Source organism: Streptomyces sp. SN-593 (assembly GCF_016756395.1).
GTDB lineage: Bacteria > Actinomycetota > Actinomycetes > Streptomycetales > Streptomycetaceae > Actinacidiphila > Actinacidiphila reveromycinica.
In genome coordinates, this window is sequence record NZ_AP018365.1 from 8,768,956 (window position 1) to 8,794,981 (window position 26,026).

Annotated in this window: 9 protein-coding genes; 4 read left to right on the plus strand and 5 right to left on the minus strand. The window is 77.3% G+C overall.

Features of this window, described 5'->3' with window-relative positions:
- Window positions 1-62 precede the first annotated feature (62 nt).
- The 4 genes from RVR_RS36235 (at window position 63) to RVR_RS36250 (ending at window position 3,990) form a co-directional block, all read left to right on the plus strand.
- Window positions 63-1,226 carry an ATP-binding cassette domain-containing protein gene (locus RVR_RS36235; protein ID WP_202238236.1) on the plus strand — a complete coding sequence of 388 codons (1,164 nt, stop codon included), beginning with the start codon at window positions 63-65 and terminating at the stop codon, window positions 1,224-1,226.
- Window positions 1,223-2,038 (plus strand): ABC transporter permease, encoded by an 816-nt coding sequence (locus RVR_RS36240; protein ID WP_202238237.1) that lies wholly within the window; start codon window positions 1,223-1,225, stop codon window positions 2,036-2,038. Before RVR_RS36235 ends, RVR_RS36240 begins: the two co-directional genes overlap by 4 nt.
- Window positions 2,035-2,847: an ABC transporter permease gene (locus RVR_RS36245; RefSeq protein WP_202238238.1), complete on the plus strand. Its 813-nt coding sequence runs from the start codon at window positions 2,035-2,037 to the stop codon at window positions 2,845-2,847. The genes RVR_RS36240 and RVR_RS36245 overlap by 4 nt, the downstream gene beginning before the upstream one ends.
- Before the next feature lie 111 nt (window positions 2,848-2,958).
- Window positions 2,959-3,990, plus strand: a complete 1,032-nt coding sequence (locus tag RVR_RS36250) for an ABC transporter substrate-binding protein (RefSeq protein ID WP_202238239.1) — start codon at window positions 2,959-2,961, stop codon at window positions 3,988-3,990.
- An 83-nt stretch (window positions 3,991-4,073) separates the two neighbouring features.
- On the opposite strand, the gene RVR_RS36255 is transcribed toward RVR_RS36250, so the two are convergent.
- From RVR_RS36255 to RVR_RS36275, 5 genes are all read right to left on the minus strand, one after another.
- Window positions 4,074-9,788, minus strand: coding sequence for an SDR family NAD(P)-dependent oxidoreductase (locus tag RVR_RS36255; RefSeq protein WP_202238240.1), 5,715 nt, complete (start codon window positions 9,786-9,788; stop codon window positions 4,074-4,076).
- A gap of 8 nt (window positions 9,789-9,796) precedes the next feature.
- On the minus strand, window positions 9,797-15,904 hold the full coding sequence (locus tag RVR_RS36260; protein WP_202238241.1) for a type I polyketide synthase: 6,108 nt from the start codon (window positions 15,902-15,904) through the stop codon (window positions 9,797-9,799).
- Window positions 15,901-19,359 carry a non-ribosomal peptide synthetase gene (locus RVR_RS36265; RefSeq protein ID WP_202238242.1) on the minus strand — a complete coding sequence of 1,153 codons (3,459 nt, stop codon included), beginning with the start codon at window positions 19,357-19,359 and terminating at the stop codon, window positions 15,901-15,903. The genes RVR_RS36260 and RVR_RS36265 overlap by 4 nt, the downstream gene beginning before the upstream one ends.
- Complete coding sequence (locus RVR_RS36270) at window positions 19,359-22,850, minus strand: non-ribosomal peptide synthetase (protein ID WP_202238243.1); 3,492 nt, start codon at window positions 22,848-22,850, stop codon at window positions 19,359-19,361. The genes RVR_RS36265 and RVR_RS36270 overlap by 1 nt, the downstream gene beginning before the upstream one ends.
- An 820-nt stretch (window positions 22,851-23,670) precedes the next feature.
- Window positions 23,671-25,893, minus strand: a complete 2,223-nt coding sequence (locus tag RVR_RS36275) for a beta-ketoacyl synthase N-terminal-like domain-containing protein (protein ID WP_237405179.1) — start codon at window positions 25,891-25,893, stop codon at window positions 23,671-23,673.
- Window positions 25,894-26,026: the final 133 nt, after the last annotated feature.

The window sequence follows — 26,026 nt, forward strand, 5'->3', positions numbered from 1 at the left end:
TGCGACAGTGCGTCGTAAACTCGCGCCGCAACCGCCCGGACATGGGAAGGGGAAGCCGCCCGATGACCACCACCCCCGCGGCCGTCGTCGCCGAGGACCTGCGCCTGTCCTACGGGTCGCACGCCGCGCTCGACGGCCTGTCGCTGACCGTCGCCGCCGGCGAGATCGTCGGCCTGCTCGGCCCCAACGGCGCCGGCAAGACCACCACCGTGCACGTGCTGTCCACGCTGGAACTGCCGGACTCCGGGACCGCCACCGTCGCCGGGTACGACGTGCGGGAGCGCCCCGCCGAGGTCCGCGGCGCGATCGCGCTGACCGGGCAGTACGCCTCCGTGGACGAGGAGCTGACCGGGCGGGAGAACCTGGTGCTCTTCGCCCGGCTGCTCGGCCTGCGCAAGGCCGCCGCCAAGCAGCGCGCCGCCGAACTCCTCGCCGCCTTCGACCTGGTGGAGGCCGCCGACCGGCGGACGGCCACCTACTCCGGCGGCATGCGCCGCCGCCTGGACCTCGCGGCCGGGCTGGTGCGCGACCCCGCCGTGGTCTTCCTCGACGAGCCCACCACCGGCCTCGACCCGCGCAGCCGGCTCGCCCTGTGGGCCGCCGTCCGGGAACTGCGCGCCCGGGGCGTCGCGGTGCTGCTCACCACCCAGTACCTGGAGGAGGCCGACCAGTTGGCCGACCGGATCGTGGTCATCGACCGCGGCCGGGCGATCGCCATCGGCACCCCGCACCAGCTCAAGGAGCAGGTCGGCGGGACCTTCTGCGAGGTCACCCCGGCCGACCCGGCGGACGTCCCGCGGGTGCTCGCCGCCTTGGCGGGACTCGGCGCCGACGCGCGGGACGACACCGTCGCCCTGCCCGCCCCCGACGGGCCGGCCACCCTCACCGAGGCGGTCCGCCGCACCGAGGCGGCGGGTGTGGCCCTCACCGACATCGCCCTGCGCCGGCCCTCGCTGGACGAGGTCTTCCTCGCCCTCACCGGAAGCACGCCCACCGCGGACACGCCCGCCAACACGCAGGCACCCACCGCGGCCCCGCCCACCGGGGACACGCCCGCCACACAGGCACCCACCGCGCTGACGTCCGCCACCGACACGTCACCCGACGCGTCGACTCCCGGCGCGGACGCGCTCGGTACGCCCGCCGGCCGGTCCCCAGCCGGGCCACCCGCGGCCGCCGCCCCGGCCGCCACCACCGCCGGCGTCCCGCGCGAGGACCCTCGATGAGCGCGCCGGCACTGCCCGCCGCCGGGCGGGGGCCCGCCTCCCGGCTCACCCAGGCCTGGGTGCTGGCGCTGCGGTCGGTGACCCTGCTCGGCCGGGACACCGCCGAGATCGCCGGCGCCCTGATCACCCCGCTGGTGTTCTTCGCGGGCTTCTACGTGCCGATGCGCGGCGTGATGGAGCAGCGCGGCATCGACTACGTCCAGTGGCTGCCGCCGATCGTCGTCCTCCAGGCGATGATCTTCGTGGCGATGAGCTCCGCCGACGCCGTCGCCGCCGACGTCCAGCAGGGCATGGTCACCCGGTTCCGCACCATGCCGCTCGGGCGGCTCGCCCCCGTGGCCGGGCGGCTCGGTGCCGACCTGTGCCGCGCGGTCCTCGCGCTGGCCACCGCGGTCGGCACGGCCGCCGCCTTCGGGTTCAGGTTCCGGGCCGGCCCCGGACCGGCGGTCGGCTTCGCGGTCCTCGCGCTGGCGTTCGCACTGTGCCTGGCGGTCGGCTGCGTCGCGCTCGGCCTGGCCGTCGGCAACCCGGAGTACACCGCGTCGGCGATGCTCGTACCGCAACTGCTGCTCACCATGCTCTCCACCGGCTTCACCCCGGTGAGCGGGTTCCCCGGCTGGATCCGGCCGTTCGTGCGCAACCAGCCCGTCTCGCAGGCGGCGGACGCGCTCCGGTCACTGGCCGCCGGCGGGCCCACCGCCCGCCCGGTGACCATCACCTGCGTCTGGCTGGTGGCGCTGCTCGCCGCCTTCACCTGGCTGGTCCACCGCGTGCTGGGCCGGATGAACCGCACGAAGGGGCGCCGCCGATGAGCACCACCACCGCCACCACGACGACCGCCACCACGGGCGCGTTCGGACAGGGCGCCCTCCAGGCCGGGCGGTTGTTGCGCCGGTGGTCGCGCTCGCCCCTGGTGTTCGTCCAGGCCCTGGTCTTCCCGGTCTGCCTGCTGCTGGTCTTCCGGCTCGTCTTCGGCTCCACCGTCGCGGCGTCCTCCGGCGGCGACAGCCTCAACCGCTTCGTGCCGCTCGCCACCCTCGTCGGCACCGTCTTCGGCGGCGTCGGCAGCGGCGCCTCCCTCATCCGCGAGCGCCAGTCGGGCCTGCTCGACAGGTTCCGCGCGATGCCCGTGCACCGCTCGTCCCTGCTGATCGGGCGACTGGAGGCCGAACTGGCCCGCGCGCTGGTGACCGCCGCCGCCTTCCTCGCGGTCGGGTACGCCCTGGGCTTCCGCGCCCACGGCGACCTGGGCGCGGCCGCGCTGCCGCTCTTCCTGGCCGTGCCGCTGCTGCTCGGCCTCGGCTTCGCGGCCCTGGTGTGCGCGGTCGCCGCCCACGCCCGCAGCACCGCCGTCCTCAGCGGGCTGTCGATGCTCTTCACGCTCATGCTCTTCTTCAACACCGGCTTCGCACCGGCCGACTCCTACCCCGGCGCGCTGCGCCCGCTCGTCCGCGCCCTGCCGCTGAGCTGCGGCGCGGACGCGATGCGCGGACTGGCCGACGCGGGCGCGGTGCGGGCCCCGCTGCTGGGCACCGTCGCCTGGACGGTCGGTCTGGTCGCCGTCTTCGGCGTGATCGCCGTCCGCGGGCTGTCCCGCCCCGCCCGCGGCGACCGCACCTGACCGGTCGTCGGACCTCCCCCTCCCACGGTGTCCCCCCGCGGTCCGCGGTCGTCACCGGACGTCCGCGGACCACGCCGTCCCGCCCGAACCCGTACCACCCGGAAGGCCACCATGCACAGCACCACCCGTACGCCCAGACGTGCCCCGCGCGCCCTCGCCGTCGCCGCGGCCGCCCTCGGGCTCTTGCTGGGCGCCGCCGCGTGCGGCTCCGACGGCCATGACGACGCCGGCGGCGCCGGCACCCCGGCCGCGTCGAGCAGCACCGGCACGTCCACCGGATTCCCGCTCACCGTCAAGGACTCGCAGGGCGGCACCACCCTCAAGGCCGCGCCCAAGAAGGTCGTCGCGCTCACCGCCGTCGACCTCGACGCCGCACTCGCCGCCAGCGTCGTACCGGTGCTGGCCCCCAGCAACCCCTTCTCCGCCGACGGCAGCTACCCCTGGCTGAAGGGCAAGCTCACCGCCGCCACGCAGCTCGTGCCCCTCACCACCACCCCTCCGTTTGAGAAGATCGCCGCCCTCAGCCCCGACCTCATCCTCGACACCGGCGACTACGCCCCGCAGGACACTTACGGGAAGCTCTCCGAGATCGCGCCCACCCTGGCCCCCCTCGCCTCGGCTGCCGCCGACACCTGGCAGGACCGCCAGCGGCAGATCGGCCGCGCCCTCGGCCGCTCCGAGCAGTCCGACGCGGCGATCACCAGCGCGCAGAACGCGGTGACCACCGAGAAGGCCGAGCACCCCGGGCTCGCGGGCAGGACCTTCAGCGTCACCTACGCCGCCGACGCCGCGCAGATCGTCACCCTGTCCTCGCCGCAGGACTTCGCCGTCCGGTTCCTCCAGTCCCTCGGCCTGAAGCAGGCGCCCGCGCTCACCGCGCTCGCGAAGAACAGCAACGGCGTCGGCATGGTCAGCAAGGAGAAGCTCGACCTGCTGTCGGCCGACCTCATGCTCGCCGCCTACCAGACGCCCGCGCTGGAGAAGGAGATCGGGCGGTCACCGCTGATGGCCTCGGCGGCCAAGGGCCACACCCTCCAGGAGGTCGACCTCACCACGATCACCCTCCTGCGCAACCCTTCGACGCTGGGCCTGCCGTGGGTCCTCGACCAGCTCGACCCGTCCCTGGCGAAGACCGCTTCCTGAGGGGAACCGCCCCGTCGCACGACCGAGGGGGCCCGGCACCAGGCCGGGCCCCCTCCCGCGTGCCCCGCGGACCCCGGGGCTGCTCAGCGGTCCCGGCGGGCCGCCGCCGCGCGCAGCCGCCGCTCCGCCCGGCCGCGGCCCCGCGCGCCCGCCGCCGGTGCCGGCGCGCCCGCCGGCTCCAACGCCTCGGCCAGCGCGCGCAGCGTGGGACGGCGGAACAGCTCCACCATCGGCACCTCGCGGCCCAGCCGGTCCTGGAGCAGCCCGTGCACCCGCGTGGCCTGGAGCGAGCCACCGCCCAGGTCGAAGAAGCTCGCGCCCCGCGTGATGCCCTCGGCGCCCAGCACCTCCGCCCACACGGCGGCGATCACCGACTCCAGACCCTCGCGCGGCGCGCCGTCCGCGGCGCCCTCCCGGGCGCCGGACTTCGCCAGCCGCTCCCGGTCCACCTCGCCGGTGACCGGGTCCACCGGCAGCGGCCCGACGACCACCCGGCGCGGCGCGGGCAGGGTCCCGAACCGGTCCGGGCCCGCCTCGCCCAGCGCGGTCTCCTCCTCCGCGTGCACGGCCAGCTCCGTCAACGGCTGTGCGGGGCCCGCCAGGTGCGCGGCGATCCACGGCCGGCCCGGGTCCAGGCCCACCAGTTGGTGCGGCGCCCGCCGGCCGAGCGCCACCGCGAGCGAGGCCAGCGCCTCGTCCGGCGGCAGCACCCGGTACCCCCGCGCCCGGGTCAGGCTCTTCATCGGGTGGCCGGCGCTCATCCCGGTCTCGTCCCACATGCTCCACCCCAGGCTGTACGCGTCCAGGCCGCGGGCCCGCAGCCCCACCGCGAGCGCGTCCAGGTACGCCGAGGCGGCGGAGTAGCCCGCCACCGAGGCGCCGCCGAACAGGCCGTTCACCGAGGAGAACGCGACGAAGAGCAAGCCCTCCCGGTCCCCGAGCAGGTCGGCCAGCACCCGCGCGCCGTCGGCCTTGGCGGCCAGCGCCGCGTCCAGGTCGGCGGGCGCGCAGGCGTCGAGCGGAACCTCGCGGTAGGCGCCCGCGAGGTGCAGCACCCCGTCCAGTCGCGCCCCCCACCGCTCCTCGGCCTCCCGCACCGCCCGGCCCACGGCCGCGGCGTCCGCGACATCGGCGCGGACGTACTCCGCCGCCGGGACGAGGGCGTCCGGCCGCGGCCCACGCCCCAGGCACAGCACCCCGGCGCCGTACACCTCGGTCAACTCCCGGGCCAGCAGCAGGCCGACGCCTCCGGCGCCGCCGGTGACCAGGTAGCGGCCGCCCGGGCGGAACGGCGGCCGGTCCGGGCCGGCCTCCCGCGCGGGCACCAGCCGCCGGGCCAGGCGCCGGCCTTCGCGGTGGGCCACCACGCGCTCGCGCGGCAGACGGTCCACCTCCGCGGCGAGCAGCGCCGCGACCTCGTCCGCGTCGCCGTCCGGGAGGTCCAGGTGCAGCACCCGTGCGCCGGGCAGCTCGTGGCCGAGGGTGGCCAGCACCCCGGCCAGCGCGGCCCGTTCCGGGTCCGGGACCTCGTGGGGGAGCGCGGCCACCGCGTCACAGGTCACCACGTACACCGCGCCGGCCCGGCCGCACCGCCGGGGCAGCTCCAGCAGGCCGTACCCCTCCCGGCGGTCCTGCCGCGTGCCGGCGGCCGGCCGGCCGCCGAAGCAGCGCAGGTCCACCACGGCCGCGGGCCGGCAGCCCTCGGGCGGACCGGCGCCGGGCCCGTCCGCCACGACGACCTCCCGGCCGGCGGCGCGCAGCAGGACGGCGAGGCGCCCGGCGACGCCGCCGCCGTCCGGCAGCAGGAGCACCGGACCGGGCGGGGCCTGCTCGGGTGGGGCGCCCGGCTCGGGTGTGGCGGCCTGCTCGGGCGGGGACGGCGGCAGGGCGCGCGGCACCCACACCGGCCGGTGGAAGTGGTCGGGCAGGGTGGCCGTGTCCAGCGCGGTGAACGCACCGGCCTCGAAGCGGGCCCGCAGCGCGGCCCGCTGGATCTTCCCGATCTCCGTCTTCGGGATCTCCGCCTGCTCCACCGGCAGCACGAACCGGGGGTTCACGCCGATCCGGTCCAGCACCGCGTGCCGCACCCGGCGGGCGGTCTCCTCCGGCCCGTCCGCGCCGCGCGGGTGGAAGAACACCGCCAGTTCGTCGCCGCCCGCCCCGGGCGGCCGCACCGCCACCGCGGCGGTGAACGACGGCTCCACGCAGTCCAGTTCCTCCACCGCCGACTCGATCTCATGGCTGTGGTGGTTGACGCCGTTGAGGATCACCACGTCCTTGGCACGGCCGGTCAGAGTCAGCCGGCCGCCGGTCAGCGTGCCGAGGTCGCCGGTGTCGAACCAGCCGTCGCCCGTGAACGCCGCCGCGTTCTGCTCCGGGGCCGCGAGGTAGCCGGTCGTCACGGTGGCACCGCGCACCTGGAGCCGCCCGGTCGCGCCCTCGGCCAGCACGCGGGGGGCCTCCTGCGGACCGTCCACGATCCGTACCGCGCAGCCGGGCAGCGGCGCGCCGACCTCCGCGAAGGCGTCGTCGTCGGAGGTCGTCCCCAGCGTGAACCGGTCGGAGTAGACCATCGCCGAGGAGGTCTCCGACATCCCCCACGCCGGGCGCATCGCGGTGCCGGGCAGCCCGAACGGCGCGAGCAGCCGCAGCCAGCGGCGGGCCACCCGCGGCACGATCGCCTCGCCCGCGTTCATCACGAACCGCAGCGGCGACAGGTCCCAGCCGGCGCCGCGCTCCGGCAGCTCCGCCGCGCGGTCGCCGACCAGCCCGAACGCGAAGTTCGGCGCCCACGTCATGGTCGCGCGGTGGCGGTGCGCCAGGTCCAGCCAGCGCAGCGGGTCGCGCAGCACCCAGCGGGCGGGGGCGTGCACCTGGCGGCAGCCGAGGTAGGTGTCCCGCAGGTGGAACATCACCACCCCGCCGACGTGGTCCAGCGGCAGCCAGTTCACCGACACGTCCTGCGGGCCGAGCCCGTTGAGGGCCGCGGTGCCCGCGCTGCGGGCGAGCACGTTGCGGTGCCGCAGCACCACCGCCTTCGGCCGGCCGGTGCTGCCGGAGGTGAGCATCAGCAGCACCGGGTCGTCCGGGTCGGCCGGGCGGGGCGCCGCCGGCCCGGCGGCGCAGAGCGCGTCCGACCCGGCGGCGCGCAGGTCCGGCCAGCCCGCGGCGGCGGCCCGCAGCTCCGCCAGGCGCGCGTCCGCGGTCACCACGAGCGGGCGCTCCAGTGCGTCCCACGCCCCCCGCAGCCGGCCGCACGCCGCGTCGCCCGCGGCGTAGTCGGCGGGCACCGCCAGCGGCACCGCGACCTGGCCGCCGAGCACGCACGCCCACAGCACCGTCAGGAAGGCGACGTGGTCCTCCAGTTGCAGCAGCACCCGGTCGCCCGGCCCCAGGCCGAGGGCCCGCAGCCCGCCCAGCGCCCGCAGCGCCCGCTCCCGCAGCTCGCCGTAGGCCAGCCGGGTCGAGCCGCCGTCCTCGCGCAGCAGGACGAGGTCGCCGACGGCCGAGCCGGCCACGCGCTCCAGCGTCTCGACGAGCGTGCGGTCCACCGGGGGCACGGCCGGCCCGCCGTCGACCAGGGCCGGCGGCCCGTCCGCCGGAGCCGCGGCGGGGCCGGGGGCGCCGGCCGGCTGCCGGACGGCCGGGGCGGACGGCCGGGGGAGACGGGGGAGCGAGGCCGGCGCGGCCGGGGCCGGCAGCACCGCGACCCGGGCACCGGGCCGGTCGGCGCGCAGCCGCTTCTCCAGTCGGCCCGCCTCGATCGCGTCGGCGACCGGCAGTCGCAGCAGCGCGGGCACGTCCACCGCGCCGTCCGGTGTCAGCGGCAGCCGCGACACCGGCACCACCGACCCCGGCACCGGCAGGTGCGCGGCCAGGTCGGCGGTGTCCGCCGGCCCGTCCGGCACCACGTAGGCGAGCAGTTCCGCCCCGCCGTCCGCGCCCGCGCGCGGTACGACCGCCACGTCCGCCAGGCCGGGCGCGGCGCGCAGCAACTCCTCCTCCACGGCGGCCGGCTGGACGCTCCGCCCGCCGATCTCCACGCGACCGGGCACCACACCGTCGAAGCCCACCGCGTCCAGCACCCGCACGGCGCCGTCGGGCCCGAGCACGCCCCGCAGGCCGGTGTGCGCGCCGTCGGCCGTCCACACCTCTCCCGGCACACCCTCGGGCGGCACCAGCCCGCCCGCGTCGCGGACCAGCAGCCCGCCGCGCGCCATCGCCTCCGCCAGCTCCCGCTCCCGCGGCGCCGGGCGCAGCGGCAGCCGGCCGACCGGCGCGTCCGGGTCGAGGACGGCGGAGTCCAGCAACCGGCGGTAGTGGGCGGCGATCCGCTCGGCGGTCGCCAGGTCGAACAGGTCCGTGTCGAACACGAGGGAGCCGTGCAGGTGCTCGGGGTGCTCCCACACGTGCAGTTCGAGGTCGAAGCGGGTGGACTCCTCCTCGTCGTCCACGCGCTCCACGTCCAGACCGCCCAACCGGAGCCGCTGGTCGGCGAAGTTCTGCAGCGCGAACAGCACCTGGAACAGCGGGTTGCCGCCGGCGCCGTCGTGGGAGGCGCCCGACCGGCCGCCGCCGGCGTCCTGGCCGGCGCCGAGCGCGTGCACCAGACCGTCCACCGGCGTGTCCTGGTGGGCCTGCACGTCGAGCGAGGCCGCCCGGACCGCCGCCAGCAGCGCGGTGAACGGCTGGTCGGGATCGACGTCCACGCGGACCGGCAGGGTGTTGACGAACAGGCCCATCAGCGGCGCCAGTTGCTCGTTGTCCCGGTTGGCGAGCAGGGTGCCGACCACGATGCGTGAGCCGGCCCCGTAGCGGTGCAGCAGCGCGTTCCAGCCGGCGAGCAGCGCCATGTGCAAGGTGGCGCCGTGCCGGCGGGCGAGCGCGCGTATCCCGCGCGCGGTGCCGGCCGGCAGGTCGAAGTCCACGCGGGCACCGCGGAAGGTCGGCTCCGCCGGCCGCGGCCGGTCGGTGGGCAGGGCGATCCTCGGCGGCAGGCCGGCCAGCACCTCGCGCCAGTGGTCGTAGCGGTCGGCCAGCGCCTCCGGTGTGAGGGTGTCCCGCTGCCACTCGGCGTAGTCGGCGTACTGGATGGGCAGGTCCGGCAGTCCGTCCGGCCGACCCTCGGCGTCGGCGCGGTAGAACGCGTCGAGTTCGGTCACCAGCAGTCCGAGCGACCAGCCGTCGGTGGCGATGTGGTGCACGCAGAACACCAGCAGGTGGTCGTCCGCGGCCAGCCGGACCAGCCGTGCCCGCAGCGGTGGCCGGCCGGTCAGGTCGAACGGCGCGCGCACCGTCTCGCGCACGCTCGCCCGCACCCGCGGATCGTCCGTCGCCGGCTCGGCGGGAGCCGGGCCGCCGAGGTCGCGGACCTCCAGACGGACGTCCGCGCGCTCGTGCACGAACTGGCGCAGCGCGCCGTCGGTTCCGGCGGCGTACGTGGTCCGCAGGATCTCGTGGCGCTCCACCACGCGCCGCAGCGCGCGGTCCAGCCGCGCCGCGTCGAGCGCACCGCGCAGCCGCAGGACCAGCGGCACGTTGTAGGTGGGGTTGCCCGGGTCGAGCCGGTGGAAGAACCACATGCGCTCCTGGTCGTAGGAGGCGGGGAACTCCAGCGGCGCCGTCGGCACCGGGTCGGCGGGTGCGGCGGGTGCGGCAGGCGGTGCGGACTGGGACGGCGCCGGGGACACGGCGGGCCCGGCGGACGGTGCTTGCCGGCCGGGTGAGGCGGGTGAGGCGGGGGACGGGGACGCGGCGGTGGGGTCCGGAGTGGCGGACGCTGCGGGTTCCAGGGACATGCGGGCTCTCACTCCTGCGCGGTGGCGGTCTTGGCCCGGCGCGGGCTCGGGGCGATGGCGGCGGGCGCGGGGCCCGCCGCGCGGGAACGCTCGATCAGCGCGGCGAGGACCGCGACGGTGGGCTCGCCCGCGTCGAAGAACGACCGGACGGACAGGGCCACGTCCAACTCCTCCCGCAGCCTGGTGACCAACTGCATGGCCAGCAGCGACTCGCCGCCCAGGTCGAAGAAGTCGTCATGCGCGCCCACCCGGTCGATGCCGAGCACCGCCGCCCAGGCGCGGGCGACCGTCCGCTCCAGGTCGTCGCGCGGTTCGACGTACGGCGTGTCCAGCGGCGGGCGGGCGTTGAACGCCGAGCCGCCGCCGTACAGCCCGCCCGCCGCGGGCGTCCGCGCGGCCGGCGCGTCGGCGGCAGCGGGCCCGGCGGGCGACGGCTCCGCGGCCTCCATCAGCCGCAGCACCACCGGGTCCGGCGTGTCCAGGACCGTGCCGAGCGCGGCGCTCAGGGCGCGCGCGGCTTCGGGCGCGATCACCTCGACGGTGCCGCCGGCCTCCTCCAGCCGGCGGATCCGCCCGGCGCGCTGCGCCGCCTCGTCCGGCAGCGGGCTGCGCGCGGTCAGCAGCGCGTGGTCGGCCTCCTCCAGCCGGCCGGCGTCGCGCGGGAAGACCTGCACCTCGTCGAAGCCGCGCTCGCCGAGCACGCCGCGCCAGCCCTCCGGCGGCAGCAGCGGGGAGTGCTCGCGCAGGTCGTCGCGGAAGTACCACCATCCGGCGAACAGCCCCGCCGTCAGCATCGACGGGCGCCGCTGCCGGGTGGCCTCCAGCAGGAACAGCCGCCCGCCGTCGGCGAGCAGCGACCGCACGTTGCCCAGCGTGTCGCGCAGGTCCGGCGTGGCGTGCAGCACGTTGAAGGCGAGCACCACGTCGAAGCCGCCGGCGGGGAAGCCCTGCGGGGCCGGGTCGCCGGAGATGTCCAGCACCCCGAACCGCATGAAGTCCGCCTCCCGCTCGGCCGCCTCCCGCTGCCCGGCCAGCACGAAGGACCGGCCGAGGTCGGTGAAGTGGTACTCGACCCCCGGGATGCCCTTGAGCGCCTCGACCACGTCCCAGGTCAGGTAGCCGCGGCCGGCGCCGACCTCCAGCACCCGCAGCCGCCCGCCGCGCGCCTGCCGGGCGAGCCGGGCGACCGCCTGCGCCACCAGGCGGGTGTGGACGGCGACGTCGCTGCTGCCGATGCGCTGGTCCACCACGTCCTGCGAGATGTCGCCCGCACCGTCGGGCAGCAGCACCTGGTGCCCCTCGACGGCGCCGGACAGCACCTCCGGGTAGCGCTCGGCACACCGCCGCAGCAGGTCCAACTCGTCGATCCGGTCCGGGTACCGGGAGCGCACCAGGGCCTCCAGCTCCTCGATGCCGGGTTCCGCGCCGAGGTCGGCGGCGTCGCCCGGCCGGGTGCGGAAGGAGACCCGCCCGCCGTCCAGGGCGATGGAGCCGTCCTCGGCCAGCACCGCGAGCATCGCGTCGAGGAACGGCCGGTAGCCGGCCACGACGCGGACTGTCGCGGCGACCTCCTCGACGGTGGTCGTGGCGCCCCCGGCGGTGCGCACCCCCGCGCGGTGCAGGAACCGCATGATGTGGCGGGCACACAGCGCGTCCATGACGCTCTGCAACTCGGCCGGCGGGTGCACGACCGCGATCCGGCCGCGCAGCAGCGTGTCGTCCTCGGCGAGCCGGGCGGCCTCGTCGGCGGGGTCCACGTGCGCGACGGACGCGGCCGTCGCCTCCCCGCCGCCGCCGGCCACCAGCAGCCGGCTGCCGCGCGCGGCCAGTTCCAGGGCCCGGTCGAACGCCGGCTCGCGCAGCCCGTCGGGCACCAGGTAGGTGCCGGCCTGCGGGGACCGCCGGGGCGGGTCCATCCAGAACCGGCGCCGCTGGAAGGCGTACCCGGGCAGCGGCAGCCGGCGCGGCGGCCGGTCGCCGTAGGGGGCGTGCCGGTCGATGGTGCCGCCGGCCGCCCACACCGCGCCGAGCGCGGTGGTCAGTGCCTCGGTGTCGCCGTAGCCGTCCCGGGGGTGCCGCATGGCGGAGACCGCGACGGCACTCCCGCCGAGCTGGAGCCCGGCCAGCCGGGTCAGGCCGCGGCTCGGCCCGACCTCCACGAGCACCGGTCCGCGCTCGCCGTGCACGGCCGCCAGGCCCTCGGCGAAGCGGACGGTGTGCCGGGTGTGCCGCAGCCAGTACCGCGGGTCCGTCGCCTCCTCGGCGGTGAGCGGCGCGGCGGTGACGTTGGAGATGATCGGGACGGCCGGGGCGTGCAGCGCGACCCGCGCCAGCGCCTCGGCGTACCGCGGGAGGACCGGCTCCAGCAGCGCGGAGTGCACGGCGGTCGCCAGCCGCAGCCGTGAGTGGTCCACGCCCTCCTCGGCCAGCCGCCGCTCCAGTTCCTCGACCTCGGCCACCGGGCCGGACACCGAGCAGTGCAGGGGGCCGTTGACGGCCGCGACGCCGAGCCCGCCGGTCAGCCGGGCCCGCACCTGCTCCTCGCCGAGCAGCACGCTCAGCGTGGCGCCGCCCGCCTCCGTCATCAGCCGCTCGCGCTCGGCGACCAGCGGCAGCGCGTCCTCCAGCGACATCACCCCGGCCACGCAGGCCGCGGTGTACTCGCCGAGGCTGTGCCCGAGCAGCGCGACCGGGCGCACCCCGTACGCCTCCAACTGGCGGGCCACCGCGTAGCCGGTCGCGACCACGCCCGGGAACCCGGCGCCGTCGCGGGCGAGTTCGGCCCGCAGATCCCGGCCCAGCGTGGCCATCACGGCCGCCGCCCGGTCCATCTCGGCGCGGAACACCGGCTCGTGGTCGTGGAGTCCGGTGCCCATGCCGGCGAACTGCGTGCCGCCGCCGGGGAAGAGCAGCGCCACCGCACGCGCGGCCGTCGCCCGGCCGGTGCTGCCCGCGCCCCGCCGCAGCGCCCGCACCGCCGAGGGGAGGTCGGCCGCGGTGACGGCGAGGCGGTGCTCGAACTCCTCGCGGCCCGAGCGCAACGTCTGGGCCACGTCGGACAGTTCGAGAACGGTCCGGCCCTCGATCCCGTCGGCGAGCAAGGCCGCGGTGTCCGCGAGGGCCTGCGGCGACTTCGCCGACACCGTCAGCAGGTGGTGGGGGCGCGGGTCGGGCTCCGGCGCCGTGAGGAGCGGCGCCTCCTGGAGGACGACGTGGGCGTTGGTGCCCCCGATGCCGAAGGCGCTGACGCCGGCCCGGCGCGGCGCGCCCGCGGTGCGCTTCCACCCGGTCGGCTCCGTCACCACCCGGAACGGGCTTCCCTCCAGCGGGATCAGCGGGTTGGGGCGTTCGAAGTGCAGGCTGGGAGGCAGCTCTTCGTGCTCCAGCGCCAGCACCGTCTTGATCACCCCGGCGATGCCCGCGGCCGCGTCCAGGTGCCCGACGTTGGTCTTCACCGAGCCGAGCGCGCAGGAGCCGGGCCGCTGCCCGGTCTCCGGGTCGGCGGCGAACGCCTCCAGCAGAGCCTGGAGTTCGATGGGGTCGCCCACCGGGGTCCCGGTGCCGTGCGCCTCGACGTACCCGATGTCGGACGCGGCGACGCCCGCGGCGGCGTGCGCGGCGAGGATCACCTCGCGCTGTCCCGCCGCGCTGGGCGCGGAGAACCCCGCCTTGCGGTCGCCGTCGTTGTTCACCGCCGAGCCCTTGACGACCGCCCGGATCGGGTCGCCGTCGGCGAGCGCGTCGGCCAGCCGCTTCAGCACCACCACGCCGACCCCGTCGCCGGGGAACATGCCGTTCGCGCCCGCGTCGAAGGCGCGGCAGCGCGCGTCGGGCGACAGCGGGCCGTCGGGGATGTGGTGGTAGCCGGTGTGCGGGCGGGGGTTGAGCGAGGCGCCGCCGGCGAGCGCCACGTCGCAGGCGTGGTCCAGCAGGTCGCGGCAGGCCAGGTGGAGCGCGACCAGGGAGGTCGAGCAGGCGGTCGCCACGGTGATGCCGGGGCCGGTCAGCCCCAGCTCGTAGCAGACCCGGGTGGCGAACGTGCTGGGCGAGTTGGCCGACACCGCCGGCAGCAGCGCCATCGAGCGCGGCGCGTCCGCGATGTGCGGGTGCACCCGCTCCAGGAAGTAGCGGCTCTGGCTCGACCCCGCGTACACCCCGATCAGTCCGGGGTACTCGCGCGGCGCGCAACCGGCCTGCTGCAAGGCGTGGTAGGCGCACTCCAGGAACAACCGCTGCTGCGGGTCGAGGAGTTCGGCCTCGGAGGGCCGGTAGCCGAAGAAGTCCGCGTCGAACAGGTCGATGCCCTCGACCGCTGCCTCCTTGCGCACCAGGCTCGGATCGTCCAGCGCGCGCGGGTCGTTGCCCGCGGCCGTGAACTCCTCGGCGGTGAAGGACGTCACGGACTCGCGGCCCTGCGCGAGGCCGGACCAGAATTCCTCCAGCGTGGCGGCGCCGGGGAAGCGGCCGGCCATGCCGATGACGGCGATGTCGAGGTCGGGGTCGTAGTCGGGGCCGGGCTCGGGGGCGGCGGCGGATCTGCCGGCCGTGGTGGCGGCGGAGGTGTCGTGCATGTCCGGTGTCCCTTCGCGGTGCGGGCGCTCGTCGCGGCCCGCGCCGGTCGGCAGTGGTGGTGTCGCGCCCGGGGCCGCGGCGGCCAGCTCCTCGATGAGGGCGGCGAACCGGTCGGCAAGGCGCTGGGTGGTGGCGGCGGTGAACATGTCGGCCCGTGCGGTCACGGTCACGTACATGCCGCCGTCGCCGGGCGGCGACGGGGCGCCCTCGCCCGGCGTACCGGGCGTGCCCGGTGTGCCCGGCGCGCTCCTCCCGACCGGGTCGGCGCTGTCGGCGACGTCCAGGACGAGGTCGAACCGCGACGTCCCCGGGTCCACCGGGTACTCCGCGCACCGCACGCCCGGCAGGTCCAGGCCGCCGAGCAGTTGGGAGCGGGAGGAGAACATCACGTCGAACAGCCGAGGCGCGCCGCCGCCCCGGTCCGGCCGCGCGTCGGCCACCACCGTCTCGAACGGCACGTGCTGGTGCGCGTACGCCTGCGCGCACAGCTCGCGCACCTGCCGCAGCAGCTCCCCGGGATCGGGTTCCGCGCCCGGACCGCCCACGTCCACCGGCAGCACCATCACGTTGCCGAAGTTGCCGACCAGCGGCTCGTACTCGGGCCGGGGACGGCGCACCACGGGCGTGCCGAACGGCACCCGCCCGTACGACCCGCAGCGCCGCAGCAGCAACGCGGCGGCCGTGAGCAGCACCATGTACGGCGACGCGTGCGCGGCGCGCGCCAGCTCCCGGACGCGCGCGGCCGTGCCGGGGGCGACCGCCGCCCTGCGCCGGACCCCGAGCCGGGGCGGCCGCGGCGGGCGCGGCTGGTCGGCGGGCAGCCGTACGGTCCCGGGCGGGCCGGCCAGCAGCCGCCGCCAGTAGGCGCGCGACTCCTCGAACGACGGCCCGGCGAGCTCCTCGGCCTCCCAGCGCGCGAAGTCCGCGTACTGCCGGGCCGCGGGCGGGCCCTGCCCGTCGCCGCGGTAGGCGGCCGACGCCTCGCCGAGCAGCACCTGCCACGACAGGTCGTCGCAGGCGATGTGGTGGATCGTCAGGAACAGCAGGTGCCCGTGGTCCGACCGGCGCAGGAGCAGCAGCCGCAGCGGCAGGTCGCGCCCGAGGTCGAACGGCCGGTCCGACCACGCCCTGACCGTCCGCTCCACGCGCGACGGGTCGGCGTCCGGCGGCAGTTCGCGCCGCTCGAAGGACAGCACGGCGTCCGCGGGGGCGGCGACCTGCTCCGCCTCCTGCGGGGAGGCGCCGCGGTAGACCGTCCTGAGCACCTCGTGGCGCCGGGTCACCTCCTCGAACGCCTCCCGCAGCCGCCCGGCGTCCAGCGCGCCGTCCAGCCGCACCCCCACCGTGAGGTGGTAGGCCGGGTCGTCGGGCGCCAACTGGTGCAGGAACCACATCCGGCGCTGCGCGGTGGACAGCGGCGCCGGCAGCCGCGGGCGCCGCGCTCCGGACGGCGGCGGCGCGGCCGCGCCGCCGAGGCCGCGCGCCGCCAGGGCGCGGCGCAGCAGCTCCGCCCGGCGCGGGTCGAGCGGCGCGTCGCCGCTCATGACGCGCCTCCCGGCGGTGCCTGCTCGCCGGCCAGCGCGGCGTCCAGGTCCTCAGGGGACAGGTCGGCCACGTAGAGGTGCACCGCGGCGATCTGCGCCATCCGGCCCGGCTCGGCCTCCTCCTCCGCCAGCACCCGCGCCATGCCCACCACGTCCGAGGTGGCCATGAGCGCGCGCGGCGAGAGGCGCTCGTCGGGGAAGGCGTCGCGCAGCCGCGCCAGGATGCGCGCCCCGACCAGCGAGTCCCCGCCGAGCGCGAAGAAGTTGTCGTGCGGCCCGACGTGCGCCAGCCCCAGGGCCGACGCCCACGTCCTGGCCAGCAGCTCGACCAGCGGGTCGGCGGCGGAACCGTCGCCGCCGGCGTCGCCGCCCGTCGCGTCGCCGCCCACGGCGACAGCGGTGGCGGTGGCGGTGGGCGGCGTCGCCGCCGCCTCGCGCGCCAGGGCGTCCCGGTCCACCTTGCCGTTCCGGGTCAGCGGCAGGCTCGCGCAGGTCACGATGCTCCCGGGTACCAGGTGGGCGGGCAGCAGGCCGCCCAGGTGGGCCCGCAGCTCCGCGGGATCCGGCGCGGCCCGGCCGGGGACCGGCACCGCGAACGCGGCGAGCCCCCGGTGGCCGGCCGCCTGCTCGCGCCGCACCGGCACCACCGCGGCCCGGGCCACGCCCGGATGCGCGGCCAGGGCCGCCTCCACCTCGGCCGGCTCGACCCGGCGCCCGGCGATCTGTACCTGGCCGTCCGCCCGCCCGGCGAACTCGATCACGCCGTCCGCCCGGTAACGCCCCAGGTCGCCGCTGCGGTAGAGGCGTTCACCGGTGCGTGGGTGGGTGGCGAAGGCGCCGCGGCCGGCCCCCTCGTCGCCCAGGTAGCCGCGCGTGACACCCGGGCCCGAGCAGTACAGCTCACCGGTGACGCCGTCCGGGCGGTCCCGCAGTGCCCGGTCCAGCACGTGGTAGCGGGTGTTGGCGATCGGCGTGCCGTAGGGGACGGACGTCCACCGCGGGTCGGGCCTGCCGATCGAGTACCAGATGTTCCACAGCGTGGTCTCGGTCGGGCCGCCCACCGAGACCGCCCGGGCCCCGGGAAACCGCTCGCCCAGCTCCCGTACGGCCGCCAGCGGCACCCAGTCGCCGCCGAGGAACGCCAGGCGCAGGGTCGCCGGGTCGTCGGCGCGGTCGCCGGGCGTGTCGGCGAGCCGGGCCAGCAGCATCTCCATCATCGCCGGCACCGAGTTCCACACCGTCACCCGGTGCCGGGCCATCAGCTCCAGCCAGTGCGCCGGATCGGTGCGCCGCGCGGCCTCGGGCAGTACCAGCGTGCCGCCGGCGCCCAGCACGCCGAACACGTCGAACAGCGACATGTCGTGGTGCAGCGCGGTCAGCCCCAGGCACCGGTCGCCCGGACCGAGCGCGAAGCGCTCCGCGGTCGCCCGCAGGCAGTTGACGACGCCCCGGTGCTCGATCATCACCCCCTTCGGGGTGCCGGTCGTGCCCGAGGTGAACAGCACGTACGCCAGGTCGTCGGGGGTGCGGTCGGACGGCGGCAGGTCCCCTGCGCCGTCGTCGAACGAGTCGTCCGCGCCGGCCGAGCCGTGCGAGTCGTCCGCGTCGTGTGAGCCGTGCGAGCCGCCGGTCCGGGGGCCGGAGCCGTCCTCCGCCCCCGCGTCCCGAGCCGCGGCCGCCACCGCGTCCGCGCGCACCACCGCCCACGGACCGCCCGGCACCGCCCCGGCCAGCGGGGCGTGCGTGACCACCGCGGCGACCGAGGCCGCCTCCAGCAGCGCGGCCAGCCGGCCCGGCGGGGACTCCGGGTCGAGCGGGACGTACGCGCCGCCCGCCAGCAGCACCGCCAGCGCCGCCACCACCTGGTCCTCGCCCTTGTCCAGCAGCAGCGCCACCAGCGCGCCCGCCTCGACGCCGCCTTCCGTGCGCAGCCGCCGGGCCAGCCGGGCCGCGCGCGCCCGCAGCGCGCCGTAGCCCAAGGTGCCCGAGGCGCTGATGACGGCGGGCGCGTCCGGGCGGGCCGCCGCCTGCCGCAGGAACGCCTCCTGGACCAGCTCGTCCGGGATCGGCACCGCGGCGCCCTGGGCCGCCTCCCGCCGCGCGGCCTGCTCGGCTGGCAGCAGCCCTACGTCGTCGCGGTCCCACAGCTCCCCGTCGTCCGCCAGCCGCCGCAGCAGCGAGGTCCACGCCCCGAACATCGCGTCCAGCACGCCCGGCGCGAACAGCTCCTCCACCGCGTCCCAGTTGCACGCCAGGCTGCCGCGCCGCTCCTCGACCTGGGCGTCCAGGTACACCTGCGGGGTCTGCGTGATCCCGTACACGTGCCGCAGCGAGCGCTCCAGGACGTGCGGCTCGGGGTCGGCCAGGGCGAGGGTGCTGGTCAGCACGACGGGCATGCGCGCCTGCTCACCGCCGTGCAGGCGGGTCAGCCGCCGCAGCAGCCGGACACCGCCCGCCTCGCCGTGTTCCAGGCCCTCCAGCAGCCGCCGCTGAAGAGCCCGGGCCCGCTCGGCGAAGCCGCCCGGCGCGCTGTGGTCGGCCTCCACCAGCGTGAAGGACGCGAACTCGCCGACCAGGCCCGCCGCGCCGGGCACCGACGGGTCGCGGTTCATGCTCGGCACGTTGAGCGTGAAACGGTCGGTGGCGCTCCAGCGGGCGATCACCTCCGCGTAGGCGGCGAGCACCACACCGGTCGGGGTCAGCCCGGCCGCCACGCCGCGCCGTCGCAGCCGCGCCCAGGTGTCAGGGTCGAGCACCGACTCCCGGCGCACGAAGCGGGGACTGCGCACGCTGTCGGGGTCCACCCGCAGCGGCAGCGCGGGCGCGTCCGGCAGCTCCGGCAGCCGACGCTCCCAGAACTCCTCGGCCGCCGCCAGGGAGCCCGGCTCCACCGCGGCCGCCCGTTCCCGCAGGTAGTCGGCGAACCCGCCCGCGAGCGGCGGCAGTTCGGCGGCCGGATCGTTGTAGTAGGCCGCCAGGTCCCGGTACATCACGTGCCAGCTCGCCCAGTCGACCGTCAGCCCGTCGAAGCCGACGTGCACCCGGCAGGTGCCGCCCTGGAGCAGGCACACCACGACGGAGAACAGCGGCCACACCCCGGCCGGCCGCACCTCGTGCGACAACCGCTCGCGCACCGCGGCGAGCGCCGCGCCGACCTCGTCGGCCGGCCGGTCGCGCAGGTCCACCACCTCGATCGGCGGGTCGGGCACCTCCGCCAGCTCCCGCTGCTCCTGCCGGGTCGGGTCCACCACGGTGCGCAGCATCCCGTGCCGGTCCACCAGCAGCCGCCACGCGCGCACGAAGCGCCCCGCGTCCAGCGGCCCCTCCAGCTCCAGGTAGGCGTGGGTGCTCACGTTGCCCAGCGGGTAGGCGTCGCCGCGGCCGACCAGGTACGCCTGCTGCGTGTCGGTCAGCGGGAAGGCGGCGCTCGCGGGCGCGCCCTGCTCGGGGCCCATCACGCGCCCTCCCCGGCCGCCGGGACCTGCGGGCGGCCCTGGGGGCGGCGCGAGCGGCGCGCGGACAGCGCCTCCCGGCCGCGCAGCGCCCGGGCCCGGGCCTGCTCGCCGGCCTCGGCCGGCGGCTCCGCGCCGTCCGCCCCCTCTCCGCCTCCCGTGTCGAGGTAGGCCGCGAGCCGGGCCACCGTCGCGTTGGAGAAGAGCGTCAGCAGCGGCACCTTCACGCCGATCCGCTGCTCGATGAGCGTCTGCGCGCGGACCACCAGCAGGGAATGGCCGCCCAGGTCGAAGAAGTTGTCGTGCGCGCCGACCTTGTCCACGTCCAGCAGTTCGGCCCAGATCCGCGCCACCGCGTCCTGCGTGCCGGCCGCGGGCGCGGTCCAGCCGTCCTCGGCGCCGGAGGAGGGCAGCGGCAGTGCGCCCAGGGCCTTGCGGTCGACCTTGCCCGCGGTGGTCAGCGGCAGCTCGGCGAGCACCAGGACCGCGCGCGGCACCGCGTGCGCCGGCAGCAGCCCGGCCAGCCAGCCGCGCAGCTCCTCACCACCCGGATCGGCCGGACCCGGCTCCGCCGCCGCACCGGCCATCCCTGCCGGATCAGCCTCCGACGCCGGTCCCGCCGCGCCCTGCTCACCCTCGGCGCCGGTGCGCACCGAGCAGTACCCGACCAGCTCGTGCCCGCCGCCGGCCGCCGTCCGCGCCAGCACCGCCGCCTGCCGCACCGCCGGATGCCGGGCCAGGACCGCGGCGACCTCACCGGGCTCCACCCGGAAGCCGCGGATCTTCACCTGGTCGTCGGCGCGGCCCAGGAACTCGATCTCGCCGCCGGGGGTGAACCGCGCCAGGTCCCCGGTGCGGTACATCCGCGCGCCGGGCGTGTCCGCGTACGGGTCGGCGATGAACGACTCGGCGGTCCGCTCCGGGTCGCCCAGGTAGCCGCGGGCCAACGGCAGCCCGCCGATGTGCAGTTCACCGCCCACGCCCACCGGCACCGGGCGCAGCGCGGCGTCCAGCACGTACAGGCGGGCGTTGGGGTTCGGCCGGCCGATGGTGACGCGCCGGGTCGACTCCGACGGCTCGAACACCCGGCAGCTGACGCCGATGGTCGTCTCGGCCGGACCGTACCCGTGGTACATCCGGGCCGGCGAGACCTGCCGGAACCGTGCGTACAGGTCGGCCGTCAACGCCTCGCCGCCGCACCACAGGTGGCGCAGCGAGCGCAGCCTGCGTGCCGCGTCCACCCGCTCCAGGAGCACGTCGAGCATCGAGGCCACGATGTACAGGAAGGTGACGCAGCGCCCCTCGATCGTCTCCAGCAGCCGGTCCACGTCACCGTCGTCGCCCGGCTCGGCCACCACCAGGCGGGCACCGGCCACCAGCGGCAGGAAGATCTCGTTGATCGAGATGTCGAAGCCCAACGGCGCCTTGTGCAGCACCGCGTCGTCGGGCCGCAGGCCCAGCTTGCCGATCTGCCACAGCATCCGGTTGCAGATCGCCTGGTGCCGGATCATCACGCCCTTCGGGGTGCCGGTGGAGCCCGAGGTGTGGATCACGTACGCGATCCGCTCCATGTCGGTCCGGCCCGCCGGCTCCGGTTCCGGCCCCGCGTCCGCCCCGTCCCCGCCGGCGTCCGGGCGCACCACCCGTACACCGCTGCCCGCCAGCAGCCGGTCCGCCTCCTCGCCGCCGACCACCAGGGACAGCCCGCACCGGTCCGCGAGGTCCTGGACCCGCGCCGACGGCCAGGACACCTCCAACGGCACGAACGCGCCCTGCGACTTGAGCACCCCCAGCAGCGCCACCACGAGGTCCACCGAGCGTTCCAGCAACACCCCGACCAGCGTCTCCGGGCCCACCCCGGACGCGCGCAGCCGTGCCGCCAGGCCGGCCGCCCGCGCCTCCAACTCGCCGTAGGTCAGGGACCGGTCGCCGCACTCCACGGCCACCGCGCCCGGGTCGCGCAGCGCCGCCTCGCGCACCAGGGCGGCCAGGTCCCGGTCCACCAGCGGGTCGTCCCCCTCCACCGGGCGGCCCCAGCGCAGCAGCAGCTCCCGCTCCGCGTCCGGCACGACCTCCAGCCCGCCCGCGGTCGTGTGCTCGCCCCGTTCGGCGACGTCGGCCAGCAGCCGCACCAGGTGGCCGGCGGTACGGGCCACGCTCTCCCGGTCGTACAGGTCCGCGTTGCCGGTGACCGCGCCGTGCAGGGTGCCCCCCGTCTCCCAGCAGTTGAGCACCAGGTCGAAGCGCGCCGAGTCCACCTCCTGCTCGACCGGTTCGGCCCGCAGCCCCGCGACCTCGGCGCCCTGCGGCGGACTCTGCATCACCGCGAGCACCTGCGGCAGCGGGCCCGCGCCGGTCGAACGGTCCCAGCGCAGTTCGGTCGCGATCGCGTCGAGCGACACCTCCTGCCGGGCGTACGCCTCGTGGCAGGTGCCCCGCACCCGGTCCAGCAGCTCCCCGAACGGGGTGTCGGGCTCCACCGCCGTGCGCAGCACCACCGTGTCGGCGAAGCAGCCGACGGCCTGCTGGAGTTCGGGCCGCTCACGGCCGTGCACGACCGAGCCGACCGGCACCGCCTGCTGCCCGGTGTACCGGTGCAGCAGCGCGGTGAGCGCGGCCACCGCGGCCATGTACGGGGTCGCGTCGTGCCGGCGGGCCAGCTCGCGGACCGCCGACCAGACCCGCGGGTCCAGGGTGAAGCGGTGCGAGACGCCCAGCGAGCCGGCCACCGGCGGACGGGGCCGGTCGGTGGGCAGGTCGAGCCGCGGCGGCTCACCGCCCAGCTTCTCCCGCCAGGCCGCGAGGTGCGCGGCGTACTCAGGCCCCGCCTCCCGCTTCTCGCGCCAGCGCGCGTAGTCCCGGTAGGTGACCTGCGGCGGGGGCAGCGGGCTCGGCAGGCCGGAGGTGAACGCCTCGTACAGCGCGAACAGTTCGCGCAGCAGCACGCCGAGCGACAGCCCGTCGGCGACCGCGTGGTGCACCACCAGCATCAGGACGTGCTCCCCGTCGGCGTGCCGCAGGAGCCCGAACCGGACCAGCGGGCCGCGCTCCAGGTCGAACGGCTCGGTGTCCAGAGCGGCGATCCAGCCGGCCTCGGCCGACCGGTCGCCTCCGGAGTCGTCCCGGCGCAGCGGCAGTTCGAGCGCGGGGGCCACCACCTGCGTCACCGCGTCGTCGTCGCGGGCGCTGAGCGTGGTGCGCAACGCCTCGTGGCGCGCGACGAGTTCGGCGAGCGCCCGGCGCAGCGCGACCACGTCGAGCGGCCCGGTCAGACGGACGGCCTGCCCGATGTTGTAGGCGGCGGTGCCGGGCAGCAGCCGGGCGTGGACCCACATCCGGCGCTGGGCCGCCGTGGCCGCGACGGGTGCGTCGCCGTCGTGGCTGCCGATGCCCTCGGGCCGGGCGGCGCCGGCCAGCCACCGGTCCAGGAGTCGCTGTTTGGCGTCGGACAGCCCGTGCTGTCCGGGCGATTCCTGAGAGCGTTCGTCGGTCATGCGGTCTCCCGGCTTCCGTGCGGATGAGGGGGGTGGACTCGTACGTGTCGGGGTCCCGGCGGTCATGCCGCCGGGCCGGGGTGCGCGCGTCGCGCGGCGGCGCGCCTCAGCGGGCCGGGCGCGACCGCCCGGCCGCGCCCGCACCGGGCGCGTGCGGGTGGCCCGGACATCGCGCTCCGGGCACCGGCAGGCAGCCGGATGCGGTGGTGGGCGTGGTGTGCGTCAGGCGGCTGGCGGGGGTGGGGTGTTCGGGGCCGGGGCCGGGGCCGGGGTCGGTGCGGTGCGTGCCGGGCGGGCCGGCCGTGCCCGTGCGGGGCGGGTGTGGGTGGCCCGGGCGTGGGGTTGCGGGCGCCGGCCGGCGGCGGGTCCCGGCGGTGGGCTTGGTGTGCGTTAGTCGGCGTGCGGGGGTGGGGTGTTCGGGGGCGGGGCCGGTGCGAGGTGCCGCCCGGCGTCCGGCGGCCGGTGGGGCGGGCCGTGCCACGGTGGGGCCTCGGCCGGCGCACGGCCGCGCTCCCTCCGTACGGCAGGGCTGCAGGCTGCCCGGTGCCGCCCCGGTCAGGAGGGCGGGACGGGCGACCGGGTCGCTCCTGCCGGGGGACCGGCGCGGTCCGCCGGCAGGGTTGCGCCTGCCGGGCGGCCGTCGTGGTCCGCCGGCCGGCGCGGAACACCCCGGGTAGGGCTCCCCCCGTTCGAGCCGCCGGCAGGCGCTCCTGCCGGCGGCTCCCTCCGCACGCGGGGGGACCGCCGGCGCGCCGGGCACCGCGGTCCGGGGACTTCCGCCGCGCCGCGGACCGCGGGGGAGTGCTGTGCCGGCCACGCGCTACGCCAGCTTCGCCGCGAGGGACGCCGCCTCGTCGTCGGACAGGGCGTCGAGCGCGGCGTGCAGGCGGTGGCGCAGGCGCTCGGCGTGACCGGCGGGAGTGGGCGGGGAGCCGAGGAGGTCGGTGGCGTCGGTCGGCACCGGCAGCACCCCGCGCAGGGCGGCGGTGACATGGGCCGCGAGCAGGGAGTGGCCGCCGAGGTCGAAGAAGTTGTCGTCACGGCCGATGCCGGACACGCCCAGCGCCTCGCCCCACGTGCCGGCGACCAGCTCCTCCAGCCGGTCCGACGGCGCCGCGTACGCGGTCTCCAGGGCCGGCCGCGGATGTAGCCGTGCGGTGGGCGCCGCGTCGGACGCCGCCCCCGGTGCCGCGGCGTACGGCGGCGGCGCGACCCAGTGCCGGGCGCGCTCGAACGGGTAGGTGGGCAGCGCGACCCGCTGCCGCGCCCCGCCGGCGGCGTTCGCGGGCTCGCCCTCCCCGCCCGCCACCCACGCCCCGGCCTGTCGAAGCGCCGCCTGCGCCGCCTGCGTCACCTCAGGCGCGTCCGGGGCGTCCGGCGCATCCGGCGCGTGGGACGTGTCGGACGTGTCCGCCGGGCCGCTGCCGGGGCGCAACAGCACCCAGCCCGAGCCGTGGGACGCCACGTCGCCGGAGGCCAGCACCCGCAGCGCGGCCAGCGCGCCGTCCCGGCCGCCGGCGAGGACGGCCGCCCGGCGGGCGAAGCGGGCCCGACCGGTCAGCAGGGTGTGGGCCACGTCGTCGAGCGGCACCTCGGGGTGCCGTTCCAGGTGCGCGGCCAGGCGGGCGGCCTGCGCGCGGACCGCGCCGTCGCTGCGCGCCGACAGCGGCAGCACGTACGCCTGCCCGCCGCCCGGCTCCGGCGCCCGCGGGGGCCCGGGCGGCGCCTCCTCCAGCACCACGTGCGCGTTGGTCCCGCCGATCCCGAACGTGTGCACCGCCGCGCGCCGCGGCCGGTCCCCGCGCTTCCACGCGCTCGCTTCGGCGTTGAGCCGGAACGGCGTGCGCGCGAAGTCGACGGCCGGGTTCGGCCGCTCCCAGTTCGGCAGCGGCGGCAGCTCCTCGTGGGCGAGCGACAGCAGCACCTTGACCAGCCCGACCGCGCCCGCCGCCGCCCAGGTGTCGCCGACGTTCGGCTTGTGGGTGCCCAGCCGGCAACTGCCCGCGGGGGCCCCGGCGTACGCCTCGGCGAGCGCGGTCACCTCCAGCGCGTCGCCCATCGGGGTGCCGGTGCCGTGCGCCTCCACGTAGTCGATGTCGGCCGGGTCGAGCCCGGCGACGGCCAGCGCCTCGGCGGCCACGTCGCTCTGCGGGTCCACCGCGGGGGCGGTGAAACCGGCCTTGCCCGCACCGTCGTTGTTCACCGCGCTGCCGCGGACCAGGGCGAGCACCGGGTCGCCGGCGGCCCGCGCGTCCGACAGGCGGCGCAGCGCGAGGACCGCGACGCCGTCGCCGGGCGTGGTGCCCGCCGCCTGCGCGTCGAACGCGCGGCAGCGCCCGTCGGGCGAGTTGACGCCGCCCTCGCGGTGGACGTAGCCGGCCCGCTGCGGGAAGTAGACGGTAGCGCCGCCGGCCAGCGCGAAGTCCGACTCGCCCGCGAGCAGGCTCTGCACCGCGAGGTGGACGGCGACCAGCGAGGTGGAGCAGCCGGCCTGCACGGTGACGCTCGGCCCGGTCAGGTCGAGCACGTAGGACACCCGCGGGGCGAGGAAGTCGGCGCTGTTGCCGAGCAGGTTCTGCACCGGTCCCGCGCCCGGGCCGCCCGCGCGCTGGTGCGGGTGGAGGTGGTTGAGGAAGTAGCTGTCCGGGCCGGTGCCCCCGAAGACGCTCACCGCGTGCTCGGCCAGGCTCCGCGGATCGTGGCCGGCCGACTCCAGCGCCTCGTAGGCGCACTCCAGGAACAGCCGGTGCTGCGGGTCCAGCACGTCCGCCTCGGCGGGGCTGTAGCCGAAGAAGCCGGCGTCGAAGAACTCGGCGCCCTCGATCACCGGCCGGGTCCTGACCCGCGCCGGATCGGTGGCGGCGGACGGCGGCAGCCCGGCGTCGGCCAGGTCCTGGTCGGTGAAGGCGGTCAGCGACTCGACGCCCGCGCTGAGGTTGCGCCAGAACGCCTCGGGTGTGTCGGCGCCCGGCAGGCGGACGGCCATGCCGATGACGGCGACGGGGTCCTCGGAACCGGCGGGCAGCGGTATGCCGGCAGCCACGATGGTCAACTCCCTTGTGGATCGGGTTTCGTCGGTCAGGCGAGCAGTGCCGGTCTGGAGGCGGCAGCGGCCGGTCCGGCCCGGGGGTCCGGAGCCGGTGGGTGGGGCCGGTGGGTGGGGCCGGTACCGGGGG

Bases quoted from the DNA above. Each gene is read 5' to 3' on its own strand.
- RVR_RS36270 (WP_202238243.1), bottom strand. From the start codon at position 22,850: ATGACCGACGAACGCTCTCAGGAATCGCCCGGACAGCACGGGCTGTCC.
- RVR_RS36245 (WP_202238238.1), top strand. From the start codon at position 2,035: ATGAGCACCACCACCGCCACCACGACGACCGCCACCACGGGCGCGTTC.
- RVR_RS36235 (WP_202238236.1), top strand. From the start codon at position 63: ATGACCACCACCCCCGCGGCCGTCGTCGCCGAGGACCTGCGCCTGTCC.
- RVR_RS36240 (WP_202238237.1), top strand. From the start codon at position 1,223: ATGAGCGCGCCGGCACTGCCCGCCGCCGGGCGGGGGCCCGCCTCCCGG.
- RVR_RS36265 (WP_202238242.1), bottom strand. From the start codon at position 19,359: ATGGGCCCCGAGCAGGGCGCGCCCGCGAGCGCCGCCTTCCCGCTGACC.
- RVR_RS36250 (WP_202238239.1), top strand. From the start codon at position 2,959: ATGCACAGCACCACCCGTACGCCCAGACGTGCCCCGCGCGCCCTCGCC.
- RVR_RS36255 (WP_202238240.1), bottom strand. From the start codon at position 9,788: ATGTCCCTGGAACCCGCAGCGTCCGCCACTCCGGACCCCACCGCCGCG.
- RVR_RS36260 (WP_202238241.1), bottom strand. From the start codon at position 15,904: ATGAGCGGCGACGCGCCGCTCGACCCGCGCCGGGCGGAGCTGCTGCGC.